Here is a 25,907-nt window from a genome sequence, read left to right as displayed (position 1 = left end):
CACATTGCAGAGTACATCTTAGAATGAATAACCGGCACCGAGGTTGAAGCGGTCACGGCTGCTGTCCTGTTTGAATTTCTGGTAGTCAGCCTTCAGGACCACGCCTTCACCTATCTTGAAACTGGCACCAAAGGTCGTGACTTTTTCATCCGGACTGGCGTCAACGCCCAGGCCCAGCGGGACAAAGGCATACGACTTGGCGGTATTGAACTGCTCATAGCGCAGGAAAGGCGTCAGGCTGTAGTCTTCATTCTTCCACAACTGATAAGCACCCTGCACATACCAGCCCGCAAATGCAGACGGTACGGGATGAGGCTGACCAACAAAAGTCAGGTTCAGGTTACCCGTATTGCTGATGGTGCCGCGCGCATACAGGGCTGTCAGGTCGAGCTTGCCGGGGTTATAGCGGGCATGCAAATCCCACAGCGTGAGCCTGGCATCATTGGCCGCAAAGTCTGTCGTGGCATGACCTATCTTGCCTGTGAATACCGAGCCACCGAGCAGCAGGCCAGGCACACCGCGCCAGTTGAGGGCGCCATGTACGCTCAGGTCGCGTGATTTGGCAAACTGGCCTTCCTGGTGGATTGCACCCAGAGGTGATTCACGGCCATCGCCAGAGCTGGCATCCCACTTGGTGAGGTTAAAGCCAGTGGTCAAGCCCAGGTCCCAGCTCAGGCCATTGTCATGCGAGCCAGACAAACCCAGGCCCACTTCACGCCAGGTAGAAGGAATGATCGCGGTTTCTACAAAATTGCGATGCACGCCATAGTAAGCGGTTGGCTCATGGCTGGTGTTCAAAAAGCCCGCAGGGATCAGGAACAGACCAGCCTTGGCGGACAAGCCAGGTTTGATTTCATGCTCGACATACAGTTGTTCAACTTCTGTTTCCCCATCATCGCCTTTGGAAGCAATCGCATGCTCCCATTCAAATTCGGCCACCATCTTGGTTTTTTCATTGAAGCGGTGAGTAATGCCAATCACAGCACGGCCCACATCGGCTTGCGCTTGGTTACTGGCTTCACGCGGGCGGGTGTAATTGATTTCGCCATAGCTGCTGATGACGGTTTGTGCCGTCTGTGGCAATGCCCTGACGATGTCCGTGCCTGATGGTGATGTAGCCGATGCCAGCGGCGCAATCGCGCCAGGTGCCTGCGCCTTGGCCGCATTGCTGATCATCACTTCCTGCTTTTGCTCTACCACTTCTGTCTTCTTGCGTGTTGCGGCCAGTTCAGACTTGATGGCTTCGAGCTCGGCAGCAAGCTTTTCTATTTTTTGCAGCAGTTCGGCTTCACCTGCATGTACAGGTACGGCAAACAGGCCAGTGATCAGGGCGGCGATGGTCACGTTGGCAGCTGTGGTGAAGATATTTTTTTTCATGATGTCATTCCAGTTTTTCTAGATTCTTTAAATTTTTTAATTCTCTAATTTTTTGATCAAGATGTTGTGGATCAAGGCTTGTAGCCATCGTTCAATGTGGCAAGAAACTTCACCACATCATCCACCTCATCAGAAGTCAGGGCAGCAGCCATGCCACGCTGGCGGTTGTACGGCACTTCTGTCGTATTCACATTGGCGACATACAGCGCAGGCAAGTCGTTGAACTTGACCGGGTTGCCATCTGATCCATAAGGGAACCACTCTTCAGGATTGGTATCGCGGCGTACGTAAAAATTCACCGCGTCACGCAGGCTCTTGAATTTGCCGTTGTGGAAAAACACCTTGCGCGTCGCTACATTGCGCAGCGTAGGCACCTTGAAAGCACCGCACAGCGCACTGCGATTTGCCAGGTCAGTACGGTCGGGGCCGCACAGGCCAAGATCGAAGAAAGCAGGATCAGCATTGGCCGCGATATCCATATTGCGCGGCACGCCGAGGTTATCGTAAGTAAAGTCAGTAAACAAAGGCGGCGCACCATTCGCCCCCTTGACACTCAGATGGCAGGCCGCGCAATTGCCCTTGATGGGATTATTGAACAGCGCAAGCCCACGCAACTCGGCATCGCTCAGTGTGGCGCGGCCAGCAAGGAACTGGTCATACTTAGAATCATAAGGATGAAAATCGGTATCTTCTTTTTGATACTGCTGCAGCGAGAACAAAATGCGTTCAAACGCCGTGTCGGCATTGTCAAACACGGTCGCACCAAAGGCAGTCTTGAATTCATTCACATAGCTGGCTCTTTGCAACTTCGCGACCACATCGGCGCGGTCTTTATTAGCCATCTCATGCGCCGCCAGGAAAGGCGTCTCTGCCTGCTGCGCCAGGGTATTGGCCTTGCCATCACGGGTAAAACCACCAGTGGGCGTGCCATCCGCCGCGAAAAAGAAAGCCGGATTCTGCTCCAGGTAACGCAAAGACGGTACCGCCCGCGTACCCGGCACATCCAGGTTAGATCCACCCAACTGCACCGCAAGATCATTCTTGGGCGCATGCGCATTGTCAGCATCATGGCAAGTCGCACAAGACATCTTGCCAGAAGCAGACAGGCTCACATCCTTGAATATCTTCTCCCCCACCCGCGCCGCCGCACTCATGCCCGCGTCCGGCGCAGCCACCGAGCCGCCTGACGCAGGACTACTGCCGCCCCCACCGCCACAGGCAGCCAGGCTCAACACCAATCCGGCAACAGCCGCATGAGGTATTTTTTGGGAAAAAGAAAATACTGCGATCGTCCTTTTCAGGACACCTGAAGTGAATAACATCGTTAAATCCGTTAATTTGTCCAGAATGGACAGATAAATGCAAATGAGAATGATTGTGATTATATATTTTACGTGGAGTTGCTGTAAAGGTAAGTGTTGTTTTTGTTGATGTGGGTCAAGGGGTTGGGGACCTGCCAAGACAAAACAAACTGAAACGGTGGAACACACATAGCTATATCTGGCGGGGCTTTACGGGGAGATACCATGGCGCATACCATGAAGATGCATCAAAATACTGTATATGTGCTCAGCATATGTTGATGTTTGGTGGGGTGCAACTCTTACGGGTGTAATTACTATTTCATAAACGGGACTAAGCCGCACACCAACTTAGTATCACTTTCCGCAAAAGACCCGGAAGGTGGGCGGCCAAATTCTGCTTTTCTTACACTAACAGGACCGCTTTTCCAATATAAACCTGGAAGTGTTAACGCTGATGCAATGCTCCCTGTTCCCAAGGGGCCAGTGAATCCTGTAAACCCTAGCATGGCGTATTCACCTACTTCACAGTCAAATGCGAATATGTAAACTTCTGAGTGCCAATAGAATTTATGAGCCTCGTTATAACGCGGTTGGTCATAGCTCGTAACAAATTCTGCTGTAATGTAATTTCCGGCCCGCCGGAGGCTGTCTGTTTTAAGATATACAGTTGCAGGCGGAGCAGTAAATTCAGCGTCTTTACTGCGTATTTTTAGCAAATTGTCAGCAGCAAACGCAGAAGTAGCTAACACCAAAACCATCAGACAAACGAACGCACGCATATGGCACCATAACATTTAGTTACAAAACCAAAATACTACCTCGCACATGTAATAAAAACAAGTAGCTGAATCGCCACAGATATTCATGTATTATTTATCCACAAAAATTTTAGTGGATCGACAAATGAATAAAACTATGCTGGTTGGCGGCTTATTTCTTGCGTTCTACTATACGGTTTCGGCAGCGGCGTCTACCAGCTCCGGTGCAGTCCCAAGCAGGTTCACAAGAATTTCAGACTCAAGTGACGGCAACAACCGTAGCGCAACACTGTACCTAAACACGGAATCCATATGGACGAAAGGCAACCTTACTATGGCAGAGGTAGTTATAGAGTATGACCTACCTTACGAAAGTAATGCATATAAGCCAGCGATTAAGTCCGTTGTTCTGGACAACGTTATAAACTGCAATACCGGTGAATTTGACATTTTAGGTTCGACATCACGTGCGGGGGCCATGGGGTCTGGGACTACACCATATATGGCGAGTGAAAATAAGTTTTTGGAGACACATAAAAGTGTCGAAGAGGCAGCCTATAAAAAGCCAGGAGTAGAAACAGTAGAATATATGATGGTAGGTCTAGCTTGCAAATTTGCCAATGCAAAACATAACCTGCCTAAACCTCCATTGAATGAGAAGTTTATAAAAATATACATCAACACGGAGGATAACTCTGCTTACTTCCTCAACAGTAAATCCATAGAGACGACTGGTAGATTTACCTTTGTTGAAGTTATCCTGGAGCATGCTACCCCACGCACAAACGCCGCGCAGACCATATCATATAAGTCCCAAGTCGTAGACTACGCTATAGACTGCGAAGTAGGAGAACTAGGATTCTTAGGATTCACTGCATATGTAGGCTCCATGGGGTCTGGGGGGAAGACTTATCTTACTGCGCTACGACCCTATCTAGAGTCCCACAAAAGTGTTCGAGAAGCAGAGTTTCGACGAACAGAAGAAGGAAGCTTTGGGAGACACTTAGTCTCCGTTGTTTGCAAGACAGTAAACAGCAAAAAATAATCCACGATCCGTAGTTAAATCAAGGACTAATACTTCCTCGGTCTGCTATACCCGCCTGGGCCTTTTGGTTCAGCGGGTCTCAGGTCTGAGGGGACGGCATTATGGTACCGTCCCAGCGTCGTAAGTTGCGTCGTGCCCTTCTTCAGCACCCCCGACTTCTGGAGGTGCCTTACCGCTGTGTCATGGGCAACATCAGGCTTCATACCCTTCGCCCTTAGCGTGGCTGTCAGCCTGTCAATGATGTTTTTCATTCATCCCCCGTCAATGATTGTACGAAGCCACGGTTACCTTTGGTGTACTCCACGCCGCCCATAGTAGCCATCTCACGTTTGCGTTGGCGTTGAGGTGCTTGGTACAGGTTCGACAACGGTGTCGGGCGGAAGCCTTCCTTGCGTTGAGCGTCCTGCATCCTGCGCCATTTTTCGACGATGCTATCGACACTACTGCCATCCTTTCTGGCTTCGTTGAATCTGAACGACAACTCATTCCCCATGTCTTTGAAGTGCGCCTCAAACTTGTGGGTGACGTTGGCCGTTGCCTGAGCGTCTGCCACTTTCAACGGTTGAGCACCTAAAGCCTGCGACACTATGTCGCCAGTATCCAATGCATCTGATGCCAGCGTGGTATCACCCTTGCGGTTGGAAACACCTTCAGTGGCGAAGCGGCTTGCCTTCATCACGTCAGCGATACCTTTAGGCATCAATTGCTCCAGGCCACGGTAGTAGTCCCCCTTGCCGATGCGGTCAACGCCATCGATCACCTGTGGCACCATGGCACCCAAGAATGGTCCCATCACAGCCAGGGCTGTGTCTTTGTACTCTTTGCGTGTACCAGGCACCAGTGCCGTGTCGCCACGGAACGGGCTGAAGATGTCGCCTGCACCCATGCGGTTAGAGAGCTTCATACCCATCAGACCAGGTACGCCTTCGGTTACCAGCTTACCGACCGCGCCATTACCCACATGTCGCTTGATGAACGTCTCAGTGTCTTCTGGACCATCAGGGTCACCGAACACAGACTGCAAGGCTCCTGCCACCAGATGCGCGCCAGGGATACCCATGGCACCAGCCAGCACGCCATAATGCCCAGCCATATACGCTAGTTGCAATTTAGCCGCTTTGCGCACGTCAGCACTCTCACCTTTGAATGCGTTAGACATCAACCTCACCAGCATGGCACCGTGAATAGCCTGGAACTGGCGGTACTGCATCACCAGCCTGCGTATAGGTCCACCAGACATAATGCGTGGCGCATTAAATGAGGAGTAATCGCCATAGGCCGTGTTGATGGTATCGCGGGCGTAGTCAGTTGCTTGCTTATGTGCTGCCTCACTGGTCTTACCCTCAGAAACGGCCTTGCTGTACTCCAGGCGATACGCTGCCAGCGCCGTACCTATGCGGTTATGCATCTCTACTTCATGCGGCAGTTGCGCCACTTTATCGGTGGCGCGTATCCATGCGCGTGACAGAGACCCTTCTGGGCGGCTGTGATACTGGCCGAACTGCTGCGTGTGGCCTATGGATATCGTACCGGTCTTTTTCAAGTCGTTGAGCATATCCATCAGACGGCCACCATCCGCACCTTCGATCTTGCCTTTTGCCTTGATAGTTTTCATCATGGATACCGACTCACGCAGCCCACGCATCAGCGCCCCCATACCAGCGGAATAACCGTGGTTACCCTGAATCACCGGTGCCGCCATGGTAAGCGGTTGCGAGATGTACTGGAGGTAATACGCTGGTGACGTGATCAACTTCCACACTGTCGTGAAGCGCATGGCGTGCGTTACCCAGGGTGCTGGGTCAGCACCTTTCAGAGCATTGATACGACGTTGTTGCAACTCATTGTAGAAATTCTGCCGTGCCTTACGCTCAGATGGACTGCGCGATTGTTCAACCTGTTGATGCAGTTCAGTCATCTTCTGGCTGATTTCGCGGTTGTGCATAGCCGCTGCCAGAATGCCGTTGTCGGCATAGCCGTTACTGACGAAGGCACGTACCATCTCTTCCGGCTTCATACCGCCCACCAGCTTACGGTTCAACTGGCTGCCACGCGACGACTTCTCACCCATGGATTTGATGATGGCGTAAGTCATGGCGTTGTTCAACGCATGGGCGAACTCAGGGTCTTTGGTGTGGTTGGCTGCGCTCTCAGCCATGTGTTGCAGGACTTCAAAAGCCTGAGTGCCGTGCTGCATCGCTACGGCCTTTTCTGAGGCTTCAATGCGGTACTTGTCACCCAGCTTGTCTTGCAGCTCCACGGCCTTGTTAGCGGCTTCACCAGCGCTGTCGTAATGCATGACCTGGTAATGCTCAGGGTCAGCCATCAGCTTACGGATTTCATCACGGTTAGCCGTTTTGTCTTCCATCAGGCTGCGCATTTCCTCAGACCGCACAGTCACTACATGCTCACCGAAGCGTTTCAATGGCGAGTACGCACCATCCGTTTCTGTCAGTGCAGCCTGTTTCAACGCCTTGTCACGTTCAGCTTCAATCAGTTTGGCTTCTTCAGGGCCAACACCTTGGAGCTTGGCGTCGTACATCTCGTTGATGTGGTCGTTAAATGCTTTCTGTAGTTCAGCACGTTGTTCATAGTTGTGGCGCAGGATGGCATCAACAACACCTTGTACCGGTTTATCCAGTGCCGCCCACTCCGCCTTGGCCTTGGCGTTCAGAGATACTTTGTCGCGCCATTCAGGTTGATAACCCCAGCCGTTGTCATGGTCGAACTGTGCGGCCATGAGGTATTCACCAGTAGCTTTCTGATCAGGCTTTTTGAGGCGGTCGTATTGTTCAGCCACGGCACCCAGGCGCTTATCCAGTTCAGACTTGAATGCGCCTTTTTCGGAATACAGACGGGATACTTCTTTCATGGCGGTCATGCCATGTTTCGCGCCCCAGTCGGCCAGGTCGTGCAGAAAGGCAGCGGACTGTAAACCACGGGTGGCGAAATGGGCGACGTTTTCAGTGATGGAGCGTACAGGTGCCTGCGCTGCGGCTGGCAGTTTTTTGATGTACTGCTCGGCAAGGGCCTTGCGTTCTACTGCGGTTGTGCTGGTTGCTGCTCTTGAGTAGAGTTGCTCTGGATTTCGGCCACGATCTTGTCCATGAACGCCTGGCGTTCGGCTTTCGGCAGCACCAGCATTTGTCTTACCTGATCGGGCGTCAGCATGTTGATTGCTGCTAACTGTGCCACTGCTTCCAGTTGTGCTGGCGTGACCATTTCCCCACTCTGAGGCAAATCTTTGTGGGAAGTCGTCGACGAGTTGCTGTCGATCTGCTCTTGCCTTTCCGTGAACCGTTGTTGAAGATTTTTTAACATGTTCAGTAACCTCATTCAAATATTTTACAGTGTGAGGAAGCTCAGCCTCCATCATTATCCGGGTATTCTCATTCTGGTACAAATGCCAGGCTTGTGCAAATACTTCAAACGCCGTGCGCCGTGGATCAAAATTAAAGGAATCATGCAATGGATAAGAGAATTGCTCGGCCAGAATCCCATCCTTGCGAAAATGGTTCAATATCTCCCAGGAGACAACGCCAGTAGAACGTAGCTCATTCGACCTGGCCAGGCGCATGAAACCCATTTCTGGCTGGGTAGAATAAACACCACCGCTCAAGGCCATATCAATGGCATGTCCTTGTTCATGTCTGATGACACGGACAATGTCGGCCAAATTACCACTTTCCATCAGCCGCGAAGAAATAATGATGCGGTAGGTATCCATGCCCCCCACCTGCGGGTCCAGCACGATCTTGCCTTCCTCACGGTGGCTCATAGGCTCGGTAAGGTATTCGGTGATGCGCACCATGCCCGGTGCATTACTGTCTATGCCTTGCAATTCCAAATGTGGAAGAAGGAAGTCATTGACCACCGTCTGCAACAGCGCATCATTGGCCTGTTGCTCTTGCTGCGTACGTGGGCGCAAGGCTAACTGATCCCTTTCGGCAGGTGTGAGATGCCGGGATGTTAGTGCGTCGGTATTGTCGGCACTATGAACAGCAACGTTACTAGCAGGTCCATTTACTGCGATGGTGTCAGTGGCTGGTTGTTTGACAGCCCTGCGAGCGCCTGCTTCTTCCAAGCTATTTGCTCTTCTTCCGTCATTGCTAGAAACTTCTGATACTGCTCTGGAGTAAGCTTCGCCAGTGCTGCGGACAGCTTCCCTGCCAGCGGCTGTGCTGGCGTCACCAGTTCGCTCACTCCGCGCTCCGAAGGACTCACGGAGTTGGACTGCACCTGTTTCAGCCGGGCTGTGAATCGCTGTTGTAGTGTCTTGGGCATGTTTTAAAACCTCTGATAAATACTGCGCTGTTTTTGGCAGTCGTTGTTCCATAACGCTGCGCATTTGTTCATTTTGGTATAAATGCCATGCTTGTGCAAATGTTTCCTTCGCCAAGGTAGTCGCATCATACCCAAGTCCGTTTTTGAGTGGATATGCAAAATCATCTGCGAGTACAGAATCTTTCTTAAAATGATTCAAAATCTCCCGCGCCACTGGACCAATACCGATAGCAGACCCATTCGTTGGATGCACCACGAACTTCATTTCTGGTTGCGCAGAGTACACGCCGCCATCCAAAGACATATCAACGGCATGACCGATCTCATGGTTGACAACACGAGTAATCACAGCCTGGTCACCAGACTCCACAATGTGCGACGCAAGAATCACTTCATACTGACTGACGCCATCTGCATCAACCCCGCGGGCAATCTTGCCCTCCACATCCGATGGCATGGGTTCCGTACGGAAATTTTCCAGGCGGTTTAAGCCAGGCGTATTGTCATTCAGCCCCATCGCTTCATACTGTGGAGTGATCGTATCAGCCACCAGTTTCAACAGCGCTACATCATTCGCATGCTGCTCTGCTTCAGTACGTGGCTTCGCCGTATCACTGCCATCACCAGCAGCCTTCCTGGAGTTGTCGTCCTGCTCCCAACCTTCTCTCTGCATTTCATAGTTGGTTTCACCGCGTTCTACAGGAGCAATATCGTCAACGCCACCTGCTGCCACTGCTGCTTTTTTATTACTTCTCTTTGCTGTCTCAGTGAGTTTAACAATCTCGCTGGTTACCGCATCCAGTTGGCGTTGCAGGCGCGCTTGTTCCGCAGGTGCAGCCGCGGCATCCAGTGCACTGGACAATTGCTCATGCTTCGCAGCCAGCTTCTCCCAGGCCATGCCGATATCGTCACCGACTTTGTATCCAGAATGGGATTCGCCCGCAGTGTCTACATGCGCAAAGCCTTGCTCAGCACCGAAATGCTCCGGTTCTGCCTTACTCTTGACGCGATTCTCCAACACCTCAGCCGCCACATCGCCACGAGTAGCACCTGTTACTGCTTTGGCTTCTTCCTCCGCAGCCCTGGCAGAAATTGTTTCGTGGTCTTTTCCCAGCACTGTGGATATCGCATCAGGGTCCATACCGTGTTTAGCAAGGTTGTCGCTAATATCACGCACCGCACGGGTTACGGTAGCCTGGGATACCCCATGCTTTTCTGCGAGTGAACGAGTGCTGTCTGCCATGTCGTAGTCACGGAAGATTTGCACATCACGTTGCAGTTTGGCTGGCAATGTGTTCACCAGGTCACCTGCCTGATCATGGCCTGCACCACTTTCAGCACGAGCCACCTCGTTCTGGATTTCCTGCATATCCTTCACGCCCAGCTTCATACGCGCCATGACCTGGTCAGGACGAAGACCACTTTGCAGGGCGTCAACTACTTGCTGAGTGCGTGCAGACAGAACCGGTTTTGCTGGTTCGACGGCAGCTTGTGCTATGACAGGCTCAGACGGTTTCACCGCGACAGCAGGTGCTACAGGCTCCGCAGCCTTGGGTAAAGTCAGTGTCTGACGTGCTGCTTCGACTGGCGGTGCAGTTGGTGTTATTTGAGCTTCTTGGTGAGGTTGCTGCGCCATCCCATTGAGTTCGGGTCTTTGACCTTGGCTGGGGACGCTATCTTGGCCGACGGCACCGTCACTGCTATTGCCAATGGGGTTTTCGCCATTTTGTCGGACAACTTCTGTGTTCCGGTTGGTGCTCTCAGGGACGTTGTTTTCGCTCCTGGTACTCTCGGTATTGCGGGCATTCTCGCCATGATTTGCTCCTATTTTCTCCAGGCCATTCGACCATTCAGTTAACAATTTGATGCTGCTGTTTTGTTGCTCTATCTTGGACTTCAGTGAGTCCAGATTCTTTTGCGCCCTGACTTCTGCTTCGTCATGGCCACTGGTTTCCTGTGTATTTTTCTTCGCCATCTCCAGACGTTCATTAGCGGCAGTGACGCGCGCACTCAGGTCATTCAGTGTCTTGGTTTCATCTGCTAGTTGACGATCAATACGCACCTTCACCACATCAGGTGTATCAGCGCCTTCCATGAGTTTGGACGCGCCCTTGAATAAATCACCAGCAGTGGAGATATTCTTGAATGTTGGTTCTATACCGTTCTGCTGCATGACATCCACAAGCACATGCTCACCAGCCATCTGGCCTTCGGTCTTCTGCGCTTCTTTCTTGACTTGAAGATCAACTGCTTTTTGCAGCGCTTCTTGCGTCATGAACTTCTCGCCGCCCCACAGAAATCCTGCATGACCTTCTGTGCCATCTGCCTTCACGAAGGTATCTGGTTTGACACCACCGTATTTATCTGTGATGGCTTGACGCATCTGCTCCAAAGCGTCAGTCTGGGCTTGCGCCTGATGTGCGCGTCCTGCTTGCTCCTGCTGCATCTGTGCCATCTGCTGTGCGGCTACTTCGGGTGAAAGACTCTGGCCGTTGACGACTACATTGCCATCACCATCAGTCTTAACGGGCTGTCTGCCATGAGTCATTCCGTGTGCAAGACCGAAAGCTACGCCAGGTGCAACGCCAGCCGCTGCGGATTCTGCCATGCCCTGGGTAAAATCCCTTCCATTGGCCAGGTTCACTGCGCCAGTTGTGCCTGCGTTGATTGCTGCATTAGTACCAGCCTGGTTTGCGACAGCCATTGCCGTGCGCGGAATAACGTTGCCTTCCAGCGAGTTCATCAACCCACCAGTGGCAAACGACTGCGCAGCACCACCGCCTGGCAACTTAGAGCTTAGGCCCATACCAGCGGCACTGACCAGCCCCGCACCCAGCGATGCCTTGTACATCGCTGCTGCGTCATCCGGGTTTTCAGATACTTGTTGGTCAGCCGTTTGCGTTGCTGAAACGCCACCCCAAGCAGCGGGAGTTGCTAACTTATTCGCCGTTGATGCCCTAACACCATCACTAATAAACTGCTTCGCAGCAGCACCCTCTAACCCTTTTTCAACAGCTTCTTGCGCTAAACGACGTTCAACAGCTCCTGCGACTTTGCCTGCAGCACCAATGGGCACCAGCATGGAGGGCACGCCTTGCACAATCTCGCCAAACGCCGCACGGGGATTGTTCATGTAAGCTTTAATCGTATCAGTAAAGCCCTTGGCGTTGTGTATCTCTTCTTCCGCATCCTGCCGCTTGTCTGAATAATTTGACGCCAGCTTTTTATCTACGTCGTTCAGGTCACCACCAAAAACTGACTTGATGGCACGGCCAGATGCACCGCCAGTCGCAAGATCAGCGGCTCCTGTAGCGATACGACCTACACCAACAAGGCCGCGGCCAAGATCAATGGCGGTGTCAGTACCAAATCCAGCAGTGTTGGGCTTAATCCCCATTGAATTCTGGGCGTACTCTTTTGTAACACCGAGTTTGTCAGAAAGGATTTGTGTCAATTCCCTGTCTGAGTAACCAGCCAGGTTCGGATACTGCTTGCGGATATCGTCTAAATCTTCCATTACTTAATCCTGTTATTGGTCATAGTGACTGCGCAGATTTGTCAATCTACCATAGCGGCTACGAAGATTGCTTAGCTGGTCGTTATATGCTTTTCCATATACGGACATTTTATTGTCAAAGTCTGGAGCCTTCCTGTCCAAACCTTGCATAGAATTGTATAAGCTACTTAATGCGGGGTCGTTCCGCACATCTACTCTATCGTCTGCTGGCCCAGGTGCCGCACTGACTGGTAACCCTGTCCCGTTGGATTGCCCTTGCACTGGCGCCGCAACCGGTATGGCGCTCTTAGGTGGTATAGACTTCAGTACTGCATCAGTAGAGACCTGACCACCGTTCACCAAATTCCATGTAGTAGACCCTTGCTGAGCACCAGATGCCTGTAATGCAGCAAGTTTGGTTGATTGCATTTTCCTCGGGTCATCATTAATACGTGGATCTGTTTTTACTGCTTCCTGCATGATCTTAAAATATGAATCCATCTGTGCTTCATCGGCCTTGGACAACATACTCTTGTCTTTACCCAAAGCGCGAATAACGCCAGTGTAGTCACCAGACTTAATACCCGAAACCATTGCACCCTGTACCAGCAAAGCGCGTTCTTTTTCAGGAGACTTCTCACTGTCAGGCAACTGGCGGTATCTATCCATTTCAGTATGGAAGTCTTTTACATTGCTAAATGCGTAGCGCATTTCGTTTGTGGCTTCATTTGAGTGCGCCGCACTCGCATACGATGCTGCTGCATTTCCATTCTGAGCGTTGATAGCCGACTTATTACGTGCATCAATCCAGTTACCCTCTTTTGTTTCATTCGCAGTTTTGGCGTTGATATTGCCGATCTGAGCCTTGTTCACATCCATGCCAGATTGCTGCACTGCCCAGTCACGCTGTGCTTTCTGATTTTCAATAAATAATTTAGAGTCATATTTTCCACGAATTTGAAGTGCCAGATTGCCCAATATTTGATTTCTTGTAGTGCCTTCCAACGATTCAATATAAGGTTTCTCTTGCCCTGGAGCTTGGTATGAAACAGCTAAACCTTTACCTGTATTAACAACTTGTGCAGAACCGGGAACCATTGGGCCATCACCAACCAAACCCGTCATTTGAGCTGCAGCATCTGCTAAAGAAAGATTATTGTTACTCATTATCTTAACCAAGTCTTGCTCAACTTCCTTAACATGCATGTTTGCACCTTGTTCCATCAACTGGAAACCAAGCTGTGAGTTTTTCAGGCTGCCTGATTGAGCCAGTTTTTGCCCATGAGCCATCGCTAATTCAGATGGCCGCGGCCCACGCTGTGCGGTAGTGGAAACATAAGTCTTGCCATCTGCACCTACATAATGACGCAGGTTCCCCCACTGCTCATCTGACAGCCCTGTTTGTGGTTGGAAACCGTTCGCTTCCTGTGAAAGTGCCTGCGTCTTATCACCAACAAACGACTGGGCAGCAGGATTCTGTTGCTGCACATTCTGCATCAGTTTTTGATTTTCAATTGGGCTAGCATCTGGTGATGTTGCGGCGGGCAGAACTACTTTTGACGGGTCTGGGATACCAGATGCCATCTGCGCGGGTTGGTATTGCGCCTGCGTAGCGGGGTCACCTTTGAAACTTTTCAGCAAAGCGCTTACGTCACCCTTGTTGGCGAAAGCATCCATCAACTGCTGTTTCTGGCCATCGTTGAGGTTCAACCCAGTAAGTTGCCCAACATTGTCTTGGTCGATAGCAATCCCGCCACGTTTTTGCGCGGAAACTGTAGCTTCATCATTGGCCTGCTTGACCATAGCATCGGCTTCATCCTGTTGCGCCCAGTCACGCTGCTCACGACCAAACCTGGCGTCTTCCATCGCCTGCTTCTTTTCCAGCATCTTACGGCGGAAGTCTTCAGCGTCGGCTTCGTTGTACGCTTTAGTTGCTGAACCTAAAAATATTCCTAATCCCATTTTCTACTCCTAGCTAATAGCCCAATCCCAGACATTCTTTATCCCACTCGCTATGCCACTTGCATTGTTCAGCAATGTGCCAGCTAATTGCCCGTAACCCTGCTGTTCTGCAGTATTTGCTACGGTTGTAGTCTTATATTGCTCATTAGCGAGCTGCCCAGCATTAGTGTAAATATTCGCAACAGTTCCACCGTTCTTGGCAATCGCCCCGCTGGTGTCAATACCATTCTTGACCAGATCATTACCTGCTGACTGTGCATTGGTTTGCGCGGTACTTGCAGCCTTAACCCCATTCAAAATCTGGTCATTATTATTGTTATAAATATTATTGGCCGTATTCACGTTGCTCATGCCGTTGCCAAGAATCTCGCTACCTGTTTTCAACGCACCACCTTGTGCATTGGCGATACTGGTTTGCGAATTGTTGTAATTGTTCACCATCGTCATTAGGTTTGAATACGCGCTACCCGCTGCGCTACCCGCCTGCACAGAACTGTTTAATGCACTCTGACTGGTCTGCAACATCTTGGCAATCGCGTCGGCATTGGCATTGGCACCATTGCTCATGTTGAGCACGTTCTGGATATCTTGTGCACGCATATCGCTGCCATTTTTGAGCGAGCTGTTCATCATGTTGTTGTAGATGGACTGCGTGTTGGCATTGGTGTTGGCAGCCGTGTTGTACTTGCCGATATTGTCCACAATGGAGTTCTGGGCATTCAGTGCAGACTGTGTGTTTTGCGACTGCAATCCTGCCAATTGCGCGTATGTAGAATAATCTGCATTCGACGCTTTAGACGCATTTAACGCATCTAGCTGACGCTGCCAGCCAATCTGAACAGCGGCGTCACGAGCCCGTGTTGCAGCAGAAGCTGCCTGCGCTGCCTCATCGACACGGGATGCATTTTGCTGCCCCAGGAACCGCCCGGAAGTTGGGTCGATGCCATACGACTGCATCTTTTGCGCTTCAGCATTTCGTTGCGTATCAAACTGCGAATGTACATCACCCAGGGCCAGCCCCGCCTGGCGTTCGATACCGCCAGCTTCATTATAATCAAGCGCACCCTGGATAATTTTCTTGATCAGGGGTTCAGACAGAGACATCCTGTCTTGCAGATTGCCTATCCAAGGATTGATATCATCTGCCAGTTTATTGAAGCGCCCTGTTGCATCATTGGCTGCTTTTTTGGAATCTTCCAACTGCGCCAGGAACATGGGGCTGATAGTGTTATCCCATGTGGCTTGTGTCTTCTGTGTGTTACCTGATGCGTCCTTGGCCGCATTACTGGTCAAGGTCGAATTTTCTTGTGTTATCTTTGCATTCGCTGCTGTTTGCTGCTGCAGCATGGGATACATGTACGACTTCCACTGTGTATCAAGATCATTGGCTTTGCTAGAAGCCTGAGCTGCATTTGCATTCAGTGAGTTAGCAGCGCCCTGAGCGTTATTAGAAGCAAAGTCAGCGGCGGCACTAGCCTTGGGGAATATGGAGTTGAACTGCTCCTGCTGTGTCGCATACTGCCCTTTCAAGCGAGCGGCAATGTCCTGCGTGTCATGTACAGCCTGCGGTGTATAGATGGCATTCTGCTTCAACATGTCCTGCACGTTAGGTGCAATAGTTTTATTGAAGTTGTCTTTTAATGCTGTAGTCTGGTCAATGGCTGTTTGCGCAAGACCATTCTGCCTATCCATTGTCAATTGCGACTGCGCATTTGCAGTTTCCAGGTTTTTCATTAACCCTGGGTACATCGCGTCCAGTTTGGCTTTGGTGTCGTCACCGACATTCAGAAGCTGGCCGATAATGGCCGTGGAGTTCGCTCCTGTACCTGAGCCAGCGCCAGCCCCTGTCACTGCTGCGGTGGCAGCAGCCGTGGAAACCCCAGCACGCACGAGATTAGCGATTAGTTTTACCTGATCGGTAGTTAGTCCTGAAGAAGCTGTAGTGTCGACAGATGATAGAGTGCTATTCGCAGTACCCGGGTTTTGCCCAGTAGTGTTTCCGTTTTGCCCGTTGAGCTTTGTTGTCTCGTTGGCGTTTTGATTTGTGTTAGTTTGATTGCTGGTCTGACTGGTTGTTGTGTTGGCTCCACCTCCGCTTGTCAGGGCCGCTGCTCCACCCCCAAGAATGCTAGCACCCGCCAAGGCTTGGCCTGCAGTTAGTCCTCCACCAGCGGCAGCATTTCCGATCACATTAACTGTTTGTATAGCTCCAGACGTTAACCCACTTGCGGCACCACCCGTTGTAGCCCCGCCTAAGGCTGTACCTTCAAGTGCTCCAGAGCCTAATCCAGTGCCAAGTGTACCTGTCTCAACGGCCCCACCCAAGCCACCAAGCCCACCACCAGCCGCTGAAACAGTTCCGTCAAGAGCGCCAGCGCCAAGCCCTTCCAATGCCCCACCAGCGCCCTCCAGCATACCAGCACCAGCGCCTGCCTCCGCTGCTGCCCCAGCACCCGCAGCAATCGCACTACCCACCCCCCAAGTAGCGACAGCCATGATGATGACGGGAACCAACTTCTCAAACAATGAGTCACCCTTGTTTGCCAGTACCGGTTGCAGAGGCGCATTAGGTTGGGAACCATTAATCGGAATATTGATAATACTGTTCGGGCGGTTACCCCCTGCAGAAATCATCACTGAACCCATATTAAGATCACCCTGCTGGTTCGCTGTGACGACTGCTTCACCCTGAATACCGAGCGGGGAGAGATCAACTGTGCGTGCCAGGCCACTCCTGTCCCAGTCATTTGATGGAGTAGGAGGCATGGGAATCCAGCCTTGAGTCTGCTTATGAATCAAGTCCAACAATTGTGCAGTCGTCACCTTGCTCAAATCAAGACTGAGGTTGCCGCCTGCTGGCGCGTCACCGGTATTTCCTGCCATTATTTTCTCCTACTGCCCTGACTGATTCAGCCGGACGATAATCTCGTTGATCTTGTTTATTGCGTCTGACAGAGTTGCTGTACCTGCCAACTGGTCTAATGGCTTCATACCAATAGCAGTACCAGTAATAATTTCAATGTTCTGCTTCATTGGTATCAGCACGCGCTGTAGTTCCAGGGACATATTCGACAACCCAGGAATGGACTGCTTCATGTTCGCCATATCAATTCATCCCAGAAGAAACTTGGCGCAATTCACCTACCGTTGTACTCATTACAAAACCGCGTACCGGCACGTTCCCAGTTATTTGCACTTCCCATTCATAGGCTTTATAGCCCGCTGGCATGCGAATAGGCTCCATACTCGTAACACCAGTAGCAAATACCTGCTTACCATCTGCAAACACAACCAGGGACGCAGAGCGAAAATCCAGGGGATTGACCAAGCCAGACACCAAGTTACTGCCGTTTAACATCATGCCGTTCAATTGCGCATCACCAAAACATCCACCTAAACTTGTTGTCGCTGCTGCAGCAAAAATAGTCGCGTTCTGCGCGGCCTGTACTGCCAACGCAGCCTGATACGCAGAGGTATCCCGCATGTAAATAAAATCTGCATCCAGTTTTATCGCCCCAAAATTCAAAGGGTTCGTCAGCACATATTTCATTGACTTCCATGTGTAAGTGCCGCTATTGATCTGGTCAGCGTCAAGCTGGAAAATCTTATTTGTGTCACTGGAGCAGGCGTACACATAACCCGTAGTTGGTTCCTGATAAATGCAAGCTGCAGGGAAATCCAGATTAGTCAGCGCCGGGGCGTCGTTACGCGAAAACGCAATACCAGTTTTCTGACTACCCGTATTGTAAAACCCCAGGTAATTCCCATCGTAGAGTACGCTGGTCATTGTTGATGGATAAACCATTGCCCAATCATCGCGGGTGTACAACTTAGCGGTGACAATATCCTGCACACCTGGCCCAATCGCCACAAGCCCATCTGCAGATGCATACATCATGCCGAACTGATCAGACACAATCGATTTACGGGATACACAAGGCTGCACTATGGATAGCTTTTCCTGTGACATCGCAGATGGTGTCGTACCAGTAATCACATAGGGATTACGCGTCGTCAGCACCACCAGAGAATTGTTGAACATGCCCATGCCAACAATTGGGTAATCTACGGAAAGTGAATATTTCGATGGGAACGCATGCGGATAACCAGGCTCACTAAACCACACTTGATTGTCAACAAACCCTGCCAAAATACCGTTCGGCAGATTCACCAGTCCTTGCAACCCGGCAGGCGGTGGTGTGAACAGTTGCGTGTACAAGGCTGCTCCCAGGCTGCCTACTGCCAGTGTGTCGTTATAACTGGTTGTAGCGATGGGGATTTCTGCCACTTGAAAATAGGTAGACGTGGTTGTACCGGTTACGCTGCGATAAATACGGATGTGCGTGATGTTGTAGTTGGTTGTCGGGGCCGCAGAAAAACCATTAACAACCACTGTGCTTCCGGCAGCATTACAGGTTACAAGAGACGCAGGAGAAGGAGCAGATTCCTCTTTCACAGCACCAAAAGTGCTCACATAAGTGTAAACATACGCACGAGTTTCTGCCGGGGCGCTTCCACCTGAAGCGGACAACCCTGGAGCTGCCACTGGAGCGGGAACTCCCATGTCAAGTACTGCACCTGGCTTCGCTCCAACGCCGCTGGTAGCAAGTGCCCAGTTAGTCTTTTTAGGCGTACCAGAACCAGTGAAGTAGATACGGTAATCAGCATTGTCAGCGGTAGGAGGACGACATACATCGACTTGCGTTGTCCATTCCAACCATTGGGATGCACCTGCTGGGCCATTCAGCTTGAAGATAGATTGAATGTTGTTTTGGACAGGCGTAAACACCGCCACAGGCTTGCGCCATGAACGGAGTTCCCCTGACCTTAGTTTGACATTTTGGGCTAACTGAGCCTGATTACTTGCCAAAAGCGTCGCACCAGACCGGGGTATCAGCCCTGAAAAGCCTGCTACATGAATAGTAGGCATCGTTCCCCCTTGATGATTAAATTACGCTACTTCATTGGTTTTCTTGGTACCAGACTTCGATGGCTTTGCAGGTTTATCTTCTTCCGCAACAGGTGTACCGCCAGCAATTACCAACAATACATCTTCACCTCGCTCAATTGCTGCTGCAAGCTCCTGACCTTCTTCGTTCAGTGTAAACGAACCTTCAACGATGCCACCAACGAAACGGCGCTTTGCACCAATACCAACAACAAAACGATCACCAACAACTTCCGCACCTGTTTTTTCTACAAAATCAGCTTGTGTGACGGCCATAATTCTCTCCAAGTATGTAACATTATTTACAGTGACATACTAACAAATAGCATGCCACATCTCAAGAAAAACCCTCAATTAAGAGGACTTACTAACGAAAACTCCGGTGCTATTGAGCATCTTTACTATCGCACTGATGGTTCCCACGATTTGCGGTACCAATGGTTGAATGTTGTCGAGGATGCCGCTAATCAAAGCTATGGCAGCATCCAACTTATCTTTGCCTGTAGACGCTGGCATCAGCTTCTCAATCTCTTTCACAGCAGTAATAACAGTGCTGATCAGCAATATATAGTTCATGTCCTACTCCTAGAATGTTTTGCATCGGTATGTCATTGCGATACCATCAACCGATATAGGTGGTATCCAACCCTGCCAGGGGGTTTTCTGAGTCATAGATAGCTGGGGCGCTAGACTTAGGCTGCACAGCGGGTGGTGCTGCTGTTTCTGCCACTGCTGGCACTCCGCTGCTGAAACTATGATCTTCGACTGGAGCTGACTGCTCACGTTTTGCTGGCAATACCCCGGCTCTTTTAGAAGTAATAACTGGGAGCACGACGCCAACAAGGGTAACAATGCCAATAGCAAGACCGTTAGCCTGCTCAGCGCTGATCGAAACATGTACACCGAATGCATCGCCAAACTGAATGAGTGCACCAATAGCAGCAGCAAGAGCAGCGACACTAATACCACCTGTTTTCCATAGCTCGACATTGGCGACCTCATTACCCTTGCGGAAAAGGTTGATGACGGAGTTAATTTTTTCAAACATTTTCCACCTCCCATAAAGCATTTTCAGCGAGTCGATTTACCCATCCTGCACCAAACGTAGGCCATTTCGACAACTTGGTGTAAAACTTGATGCGATGTGCCAACATGCGCTTTGCCAATTTATCAGGTGCAATATCAACGATTTTAGCCAAGGTGACCGGGCCTATGATGCCATCCTCAGCCACCCCCAAAGAACGCTGAAGCAACCTAGCGGCAGTACCCGCGCCGCAGTTGATAGCACAATCGAAAAACTCAAATGCAACTACCAAGGGAAGGCGGTCCAGTTGGTTCTTATCCCAGAAATCTCGCTTGTATAGTGCTTTGGCCTGTTCAACTGTTAGTGCCGCTATATCCAGCTTAGGGTAACTGCGCTGGCTGATACCAAACTTGGTGAGCTTGCCTGCATCAAGAGGATGGTTACTGGTGCCGCCTTCGTTCTTCAAGACTGGCGCAATACAAATATCAAAGTTGTTCATCTCTTACCTTTCTGCCTGCTCTCCAACGCTTCATGGGCTCGGAGTGATAGAACTGGAATGAAATCCATAAAATGGAAAATAAAGCGGCCAAGGGGGGAAGCATCTTTGCCACCGTCGCAAATGCAGTACCAAACGCTGCTACGTCGAGAATATTTTTCACTGTTTCAATAAAGCTGTTGTGTGGTTCCATGGTGCGGCCTCTCAAAAGTAACTTCTTCGCAGCACCATATTTTCAGCGGGCGTCACGGGAGTGTTAAGGATAGTGTCCACTAACATAGATGTAATCGCCGGAATAACAGAGCTTATGTATATCAACGACGATCTGACATCTGGGTGTTTCAGGTCTATCCATGCCCTGGCCTGCGTGTCTTTGATGAACGCTTGTATTACTAGGTCACTTGCAGACAACACCGCTAACTTAGACGCGCCAAAACGATCGTAATATGACCCTACATCAATCAACCATTCCGTAGGCTGTACTGGTGCAATTATGCTTACAGGGCCAACTGGTGACTGGGGCGCATGCACCCAGTTTGTAAAATTCCATACATACTCAGCTTTTAGCGCCAGTGGTGCTACAGTAGTAGAACGAACTGTCTGTGTTTCGGAGGTACTTGCGTACCTACCCATTGTATCAAAGGTGTAGTAAGTAATCATCATGCAACCCTCGAATAAGCGAAAGCATTTGCTCTGGCTGGAGTGACCGCATTGACGCTCAATCTAAGTTGCCTACCGCCTATTGCGATATCTGAACCAAGTGCAAATAATAGACATGCAGTAGTGTTATACGTTGCAGCATTCCCACCTCCAACGAACATCGGAGTACCTACTGTTACTGCAGCCGCGTAAGCTGCTAAGCCTGTATATGTAGCATTTGAAGAACCTATACCCCAGTACCAAGTTGTCCCACCATCGCTACTCATTAAGCAACACGGAATAGTGTTAACTGGACTAATCCCTAAAATGGTATTTGCATCTGTTGACGCCAAAGTCATAGGAGTGATGTAAGCTGCTACAGCACTCGGTGCTGGGTTAGAAATGTTGCGTACCACCCAGGTTACCAAGTCCGTTGAAATAGCAACTTGGTTGCTGATAGAGCTAAGCATGTACCAACGATTCGCATCTGCATAAACAGCACTTATCGGCCCAGTAAAACCAGACGGTGCCAGAAGTTGCGACCAAGATGCGCCATCGTCCAAAGACTTGTAAGCAACTGTCTGGTTACACAAAACTTGCAATGAACCGCGAGTAAAAAATGAACCAGGTGTCACAGGAGTAATAGGTAAAGTCCTTGCTGTCCATGAAGCTCCTGCGTTCGCGGAATACGCTGCAGTAGTACTGCTAACTGAGACAGCCATCAGTTTCAATGGGTCTGTTGGGTTTGTTCTATATCGAACGTTCGTACTATTGGTGAGCGGAGAACCAGTTGGTGTAGACCAAGTAACACCGCCATCAGTCGTAACCCTCGTGATATTGCCTACCGTCAGAAAGAAGGTATTTCCTGTCTTATACCACCATGCATAGGCCACACCACCCACGGTAGTTGAACCAAGGATAGCAGTGGATTCATCACCACCCCAGGCATTACCATTTGTAGAGCGTTGTGCCAAATACTGATTCGACCCGTTCAGCCCCACAAGCAAATGACGTGCCCCACAATATGCAGCTACGCCAATATACGATGAAGCCCCGTTATAGAACAGCTCTCCAAGTCCATTTGCACCATTGCTTGCCTGATCGCCTGCTGTTCCAGGGTAGAGAGTTGTTAAACCTGCGAAGGTAGCCTGGCCAGTCAAAGTTTCACCGGCCCAAGTGTTACCGTCTGTGCTGCTATTTGCGCCAAATGCAGTGGCGCTTGTCGTACCCCATTGCCAGAACTTTGCCCCATCGTATGTGCAAAGAGTCCCAGTACTGGTCGACAACCCTGTTGTAATGGGACGATATCCATTGGCATCAACAGTAAGCACAGCAGCACCACTAACAGCAGAAGTCACAAACACACTAGCTGATTTTGCTCCCAACAGCATACTGTATTGGTATGGAGCAGCATGGGATGCTACTGCGATATTATCCGTTGCGGCAGCCAAATTATATGCACCACCTTTCAGCGCGGCCCTGGCGGGTGCTAGAAAGTTTGAAGCAGAAAGCCATGTGCCAGTCTGCGCCCATGTGCCAAACTTATTTTTAAAAAATGATGACTGACCAACCATTTCGGTTACGTCACCAATGACATATTTATCTGTTTGCGCAACTGAATTTAGTGGCATGATTACTCCGCATATCCATCAAGATTAACTGAGACTGTGTTGGTGGAACACTGTATGAAAACATATTGCCCAGCTCCCGCCGCTAGACCTGTAAATGTCACAGGGTCCCCGGTAATACCGATCAGCTTGTTCATAAGAAACCAGTCAGCGGATACTGGTGAAGCAACATCGCTTATTGCTATCGCCACTGTACCTTCTGTCGTTAAACTTTGATTACAAAAATTGACCAAAAACGATGCCGAGTTCACTGTATTCGGCACTCTATAAAGTTGTTGCACTGTTGTGTCAGACATGACACCAGCAAGACGACCGTATGCAGCCATTATGCGTTACTCCCCATGAAAGAAATTAGCCCCTTACTGGAACCAGTAGGAACATAAGTGCTGATGTACCATGAGCTATATGTACCGATACCAACTTTGTTGGTGACCGTCAGACTCAAATCACCTGTATTAATGTTGTATGCCGAAACTAAACCTTCCATGTATGCTGTGTCAGAGTAATACACACGCAAAGACTGCCCCGGCGCAAATGCCTTACCTGTTCCAGTGACGATGCTCAGAGGCCCAAGTGCGATAGTTGCAGTCGTTGAAGACGTACCGCTGTAGGTACCAATGTAGGCTGTAGTCGCCTGCGCAAGAATGGAATCCCTGGAATTAGCAAGCGCAGTAGTCACAAACGCAGTGTTTGCAGCAGAGATAGAATTGTCGCCAGTTGTGAGGTTTGGTACTTTCGTCGCAGCGTTAAACGTAGCCGGACCTGTTACTGTTCCGCCAGCTAATGGGAAATAAGTTGTCACAGCATCTGTTGTGTTGAGCTTTGGAGCAACGCTACTTGCTATCTCCGCACGAACGTCAGCGAACATTGCCGCTACTGGGCGAATCTCGAACTTGTCACCAATGGCAAAAGACTTTGCCGTCGTATTGTCCTGTGCACGCACTACTGTAAAAGAATCAACTGCACGCGCAGTGACCTTCACAATCTCAATTGCGTTTGTTGCGTCAGTCAGTGTCGCCCAGAAGTAATCACCAACGCCAAGCACAGGATATCTAGCCCCCTGGCCCGCAGTGACAGCAATAGTCGTCACAGAGGTATTAATCGCCACTGAGAGATTCGACCACGCATTATTCGTTACAATCAAACCAGCCATGTTTCACCTATATAAAACGAGGTATTTCTACCTGTACTGAAGCTCTGGAAGTGGCCTTGTTTGCTCTGATCTTTGCATCATTACATCCAGACAGGAATGCAGTTCGTTGTGAAACAGACTGTACCGGGTCATAAAACGGCTGACCTGCAGTACCCAATAATCTAGCCCTGGCACCATGCGCGATCACTTCTGCCTGCTTCTCATAAATGTCTGAATCGATGCCTGTAGAAGTGCGTGTTGGAGCCAACGTCACCCTGACGCGAACAACTCCGCTTACTGTAGGAGCTGGTACCAGATGCACAAATCCGTCTGGGCTGCTGTATAAAAATTTCGGTTGCCCAACTAAGTTGCGCCAATGCACACCACGAAACAAACGGTTCAACTCTTCAATACTATGTGGAATGATCAGTATTTCATTAAACCACGCGGTGTGGATATCCACTACCCGCGTTCCTGCTGGTACGGTCACCTGATATGTTGCCTGCCCATCGACCTCGGCCACATCCGGTACATCTAGCTGCCAATAACCTGAACGGTCACAGAATTCTATCGCCGCATTACGTATAGCATTCACCGCCACAAACTGTGGGCAGTCATGTACATAAGGTAGAACTTCATTCAAGAATGATGTAAAAGGAGTTGTCGCCATTACGCACTACCCCTTACGGTTGGGTCAAACTGAGCCAAGTCAAGATTCGGCTGATTCTGTAGTTCTGCCTGGTCTTTTGCGGCAGTCATCTGAGCGAAAGAATTCTGGTATAGCGACGCCAGTTGTACGCCAGCAGCGTACTCAGCATCTTTGCTATGCGCACGGAAACAGATGTAATCAACGATAGTAGGCTCCAGAATGTCGTTCACGTAAATTGGCGAACTCTCAGCCGTCAGTTCTGGTGGTACCGCCGCATAGTTCACTTCAACATAACAAGTGCCATCTGCAGGAGGATATACATAGAACGCTGTCTGGTCTTTGGGGTTGTAGACAAAATTATCCGGTGCAGCCACTTTAGTTATTGTGTGCCAGGCTGGGTCAAAACTATCGACAAGCTCTTGAGAAACAACCCTAATAGCGGAACCAGGAGTTAACCCATCTGTGCCCATGTTACGCACGACATCAAGCAAGAGCCAACCATCAGGTGGTAACCGCTGTTTAGTACCTGCCACCAGCTTCAAGATAGTCAGGGAGTTGCACATATTTGGGAAACGCATAGAAATAACCCTCTGCGCCTGGCTCAGCCATTGCAGAAGTTCTGTGCGGGTCCAACGTGTATTGCCTTCATCAAGCAACAGCGTTGCCGCTTTATTGATAATAGCCGAGGCTAATATTGTTCCCATATCGTACCTAAAAAAGTGGGGGCTTTATACCCCCACAAGGCCCACTACTGATTCTGATTACCCTGCGTGCTGCGCCAACCAGAACAATCCATCTGGTGTGATGAATGTAGTCGACTTGTTTGCGGTAATTGGAAATGAGGCATTCGCCGCCAAGCCATTAATACTGCCACCAGTAGGTGGGAATACATTGACTGTAACTGCCGTGTTGTTGAATACAACCAAGAAACCGGAACCGTAATTCGACAAAATCGCAGAATTCGTACCTGCTGCGGCTGTACCAATAACAGCCATATCACCCGTAATTACTACTGCGCCTGTAGGCGTATTATTACCTGATGTCGCTAGCGAAATTGCATTCTGAAGATCACCACCAGCGCAAAGACGTGCTTCTTCAGACCACACGCCATTTGCTACTAACTTATTTTGATACGTCATGTTGACTCTCCTTGTAAGTAAGGAGG

The 25,907-nt window shown here is 50.1% G+C and carries 20 protein-coding genes; 1 reads left to right on the top strand and 19 read right to left on the bottom strand.

The window, feature by feature from the left end:
• Window positions 1–18 precede the first annotated feature (18 nt).
• The 3 genes from ACO0LG_RS08770 to ACO0LG_RS08760 all read right to left on the bottom strand — a co-directional run bounded on the left by ACO0LG_RS08770 (window position 19) and on the right by ACO0LG_RS08760 (window position 3,460).
• On the bottom strand, window positions 19–1,377 hold the full coding sequence (locus ACO0LG_RS08770; RefSeq protein WP_423025355.1) for a hypothetical protein: 1,359 nt from the start codon (window positions 1,375–1,377) through the stop codon (window positions 19–21).
• A 71-nt stretch (window positions 1,378–1,448) separates the two neighbouring features.
• The gene (locus ACO0LG_RS08765) at window positions 1,449–2,699 is read right to left on the bottom strand and encodes a cytochrome-c peroxidase (protein ID WP_423025353.1); all 1,251 of its coding nucleotides are present in this window, start codon (window positions 2,697–2,699) and stop codon (window positions 1,449–1,451) included.
• 296 nt (window positions 2,700–2,995) lie between these two features.
• The gene (locus ACO0LG_RS08760) at window positions 2,996–3,460 is read right to left on the bottom strand and encodes a surface-adhesin E family protein (protein ID WP_423025351.1); all 465 of its coding nucleotides are present in this window, start codon (window positions 3,458–3,460) and stop codon (window positions 2,996–2,998) included.
• Between the two features lie 124 nt (window positions 3,461–3,584).
• Here ACO0LG_RS08760 and ACO0LG_RS08755 point away from each other — a divergent pair, with 124 nt between their 5' ends.
• Window positions 3,585–4,484 carry a surface-adhesin E family protein gene (locus ACO0LG_RS08755; RefSeq protein ID WP_423025349.1) on the top strand — a complete coding sequence of 300 codons (900 nt, stop codon included), beginning with the start codon at window positions 3,585–3,587 and terminating at the stop codon, window positions 4,482–4,484.
• A gap of 247 nt (window positions 4,485–4,731) precedes the next feature.
• Here ACO0LG_RS08755 and ACO0LG_RS08750 read toward each other — a convergent pair whose 3' ends face one another.
• The 16 genes from ACO0LG_RS08750 to ACO0LG_RS08675 form a co-directional block, all read right to left on the bottom strand.
• A complete protein-coding gene (locus ACO0LG_RS08750; protein ID WP_423025347.1) occupies window positions 4,732–12,285 on the bottom strand; it encodes a PLxRFG domain-containing protein in 7,554 nt (2,517 codons plus the stop codon).
• Window positions 12,286–12,297: 12 nt separating this feature from the next.
• Window positions 12,298–14,226 carry a hypothetical protein gene (locus ACO0LG_RS08745; protein WP_423025345.1) on the bottom strand — a complete coding sequence of 643 codons (1,929 nt, stop codon included), beginning with the start codon at window positions 14,224–14,226 and terminating at the stop codon, window positions 12,298–12,300.
• 9 nt (window positions 14,227–14,235) lie between these two features.
• Window positions 14,236–17,109 carry a hypothetical protein gene (locus ACO0LG_RS08740; RefSeq protein WP_423025343.1) on the bottom strand — a complete coding sequence of 958 codons (2,874 nt, stop codon included), beginning with the start codon at window positions 17,107–17,109 and terminating at the stop codon, window positions 14,236–14,238.
• Between the two features lie 9 nt (window positions 17,110–17,118).
• Complete coding sequence (locus tag ACO0LG_RS08735; RefSeq protein ID WP_423025341.1) at window positions 17,119–17,331, bottom strand: hypothetical protein; 213 nt, start codon at window positions 17,329–17,331, stop codon at window positions 17,119–17,121.
• A gap of 1 nt (window position 17,332) precedes the next feature.
• Window positions 17,333–19,156, bottom strand: a complete 1,824-nt coding sequence (locus ACO0LG_RS08730) for a hypothetical protein (protein ID WP_423025339.1) — start codon at window positions 19,154–19,156, stop codon at window positions 17,333–17,335.
• Between the two features lie 21 nt (window positions 19,157–19,177).
• Window positions 19,178–19,450, bottom strand: a complete 273-nt coding sequence (locus ACO0LG_RS08725; RefSeq protein ID WP_423025337.1) for a hypothetical protein — start codon at window positions 19,448–19,450, stop codon at window positions 19,178–19,180.
• A 78-nt stretch (window positions 19,451–19,528) separates the two neighbouring features.
• Entirely contained in the window at window positions 19,529–19,750 is a 222-nt protein-coding gene (locus ACO0LG_RS08720; protein ID WP_423025335.1) for a hypothetical protein, read from the bottom strand.
• 46 nt (window positions 19,751–19,796) lie between these two features.
• The gene (locus ACO0LG_RS08715; RefSeq protein ID WP_423025333.1) at window positions 19,797–20,222 is read right to left on the bottom strand and encodes a hypothetical protein; all 426 of its coding nucleotides are present in this window, start codon (window positions 20,220–20,222) and stop codon (window positions 19,797–19,799) included.
• A complete protein-coding gene (locus ACO0LG_RS08710; protein WP_423025331.1) occupies window positions 20,215–20,697 on the bottom strand; it encodes a glycoside hydrolase family 108 protein in 483 nt (160 codons plus the stop codon). Before ACO0LG_RS08710 ends, ACO0LG_RS08715 begins: the two co-directional genes overlap by 8 nt.
• Window positions 20,684–20,887 carry a hypothetical protein gene (locus ACO0LG_RS08705; protein WP_423025329.1) on the bottom strand — a complete coding sequence of 68 codons (204 nt, stop codon included), beginning with the start codon at window positions 20,885–20,887 and terminating at the stop codon, window positions 20,684–20,686. Before ACO0LG_RS08705 ends, ACO0LG_RS08710 begins: the two co-directional genes overlap by 14 nt.
• A gap of 466 nt (window positions 20,888–21,353) precedes the next feature.
• Window positions 21,354–22,964, bottom strand: coding sequence for a hypothetical protein (locus ACO0LG_RS08700; RefSeq protein ID WP_423025327.1), 1,611 nt, complete (start codon window positions 22,962–22,964; stop codon window positions 21,354–21,356).
• A 2-nt stretch (window positions 22,965–22,966) separates the two neighbouring features.
• Window positions 22,967–23,287, bottom strand: coding sequence for a hypothetical protein (locus ACO0LG_RS08695; protein WP_423025325.1), 321 nt, complete (start codon window positions 23,285–23,287; stop codon window positions 22,967–22,969).
• Complete coding sequence (locus tag ACO0LG_RS08690; protein ID WP_423025323.1) at window positions 23,287–24,114, bottom strand: hypothetical protein; 828 nt, start codon at window positions 24,112–24,114, stop codon at window positions 23,287–23,289. Before ACO0LG_RS08690 ends, ACO0LG_RS08695 begins: the two co-directional genes overlap by 1 nt.
• Window positions 24,115–24,121: 7 nt before the next feature.
• A complete protein-coding gene (locus ACO0LG_RS08685; RefSeq protein WP_423025322.1) occupies window positions 24,122–24,763 on the bottom strand; it encodes a hypothetical protein in 642 nt (213 codons plus the stop codon).
• Complete coding sequence (locus ACO0LG_RS08680) at window positions 24,763–25,446, bottom strand: DUF6682 family protein (RefSeq protein WP_423025320.1); 684 nt, start codon at window positions 25,444–25,446, stop codon at window positions 24,763–24,765. Before ACO0LG_RS08680 ends, ACO0LG_RS08685 begins: the two co-directional genes overlap by 1 nt.
• Window positions 25,447–25,503: 57 nt before the next feature.
• Window positions 25,504–25,881: a hypothetical protein gene (locus ACO0LG_RS08675; RefSeq protein WP_423025318.1), complete on the bottom strand. Its 378-nt coding sequence runs from the start codon at window positions 25,879–25,881 to the stop codon at window positions 25,504–25,506.
• Between the last annotated feature and the right edge of the window lie 26 nt (window positions 25,882–25,907).

The sequence above is a fragment of the Undibacterium sp. Ji42W genome (genome assembly GCF_049340405.1).
Taxonomy (GTDB): Bacteria; Pseudomonadota; Gammaproteobacteria; order Burkholderiales; family Burkholderiaceae_D; genus Undibacterium.
This window is presented reverse-complemented; position numbering and strand designations above follow the sequence as displayed.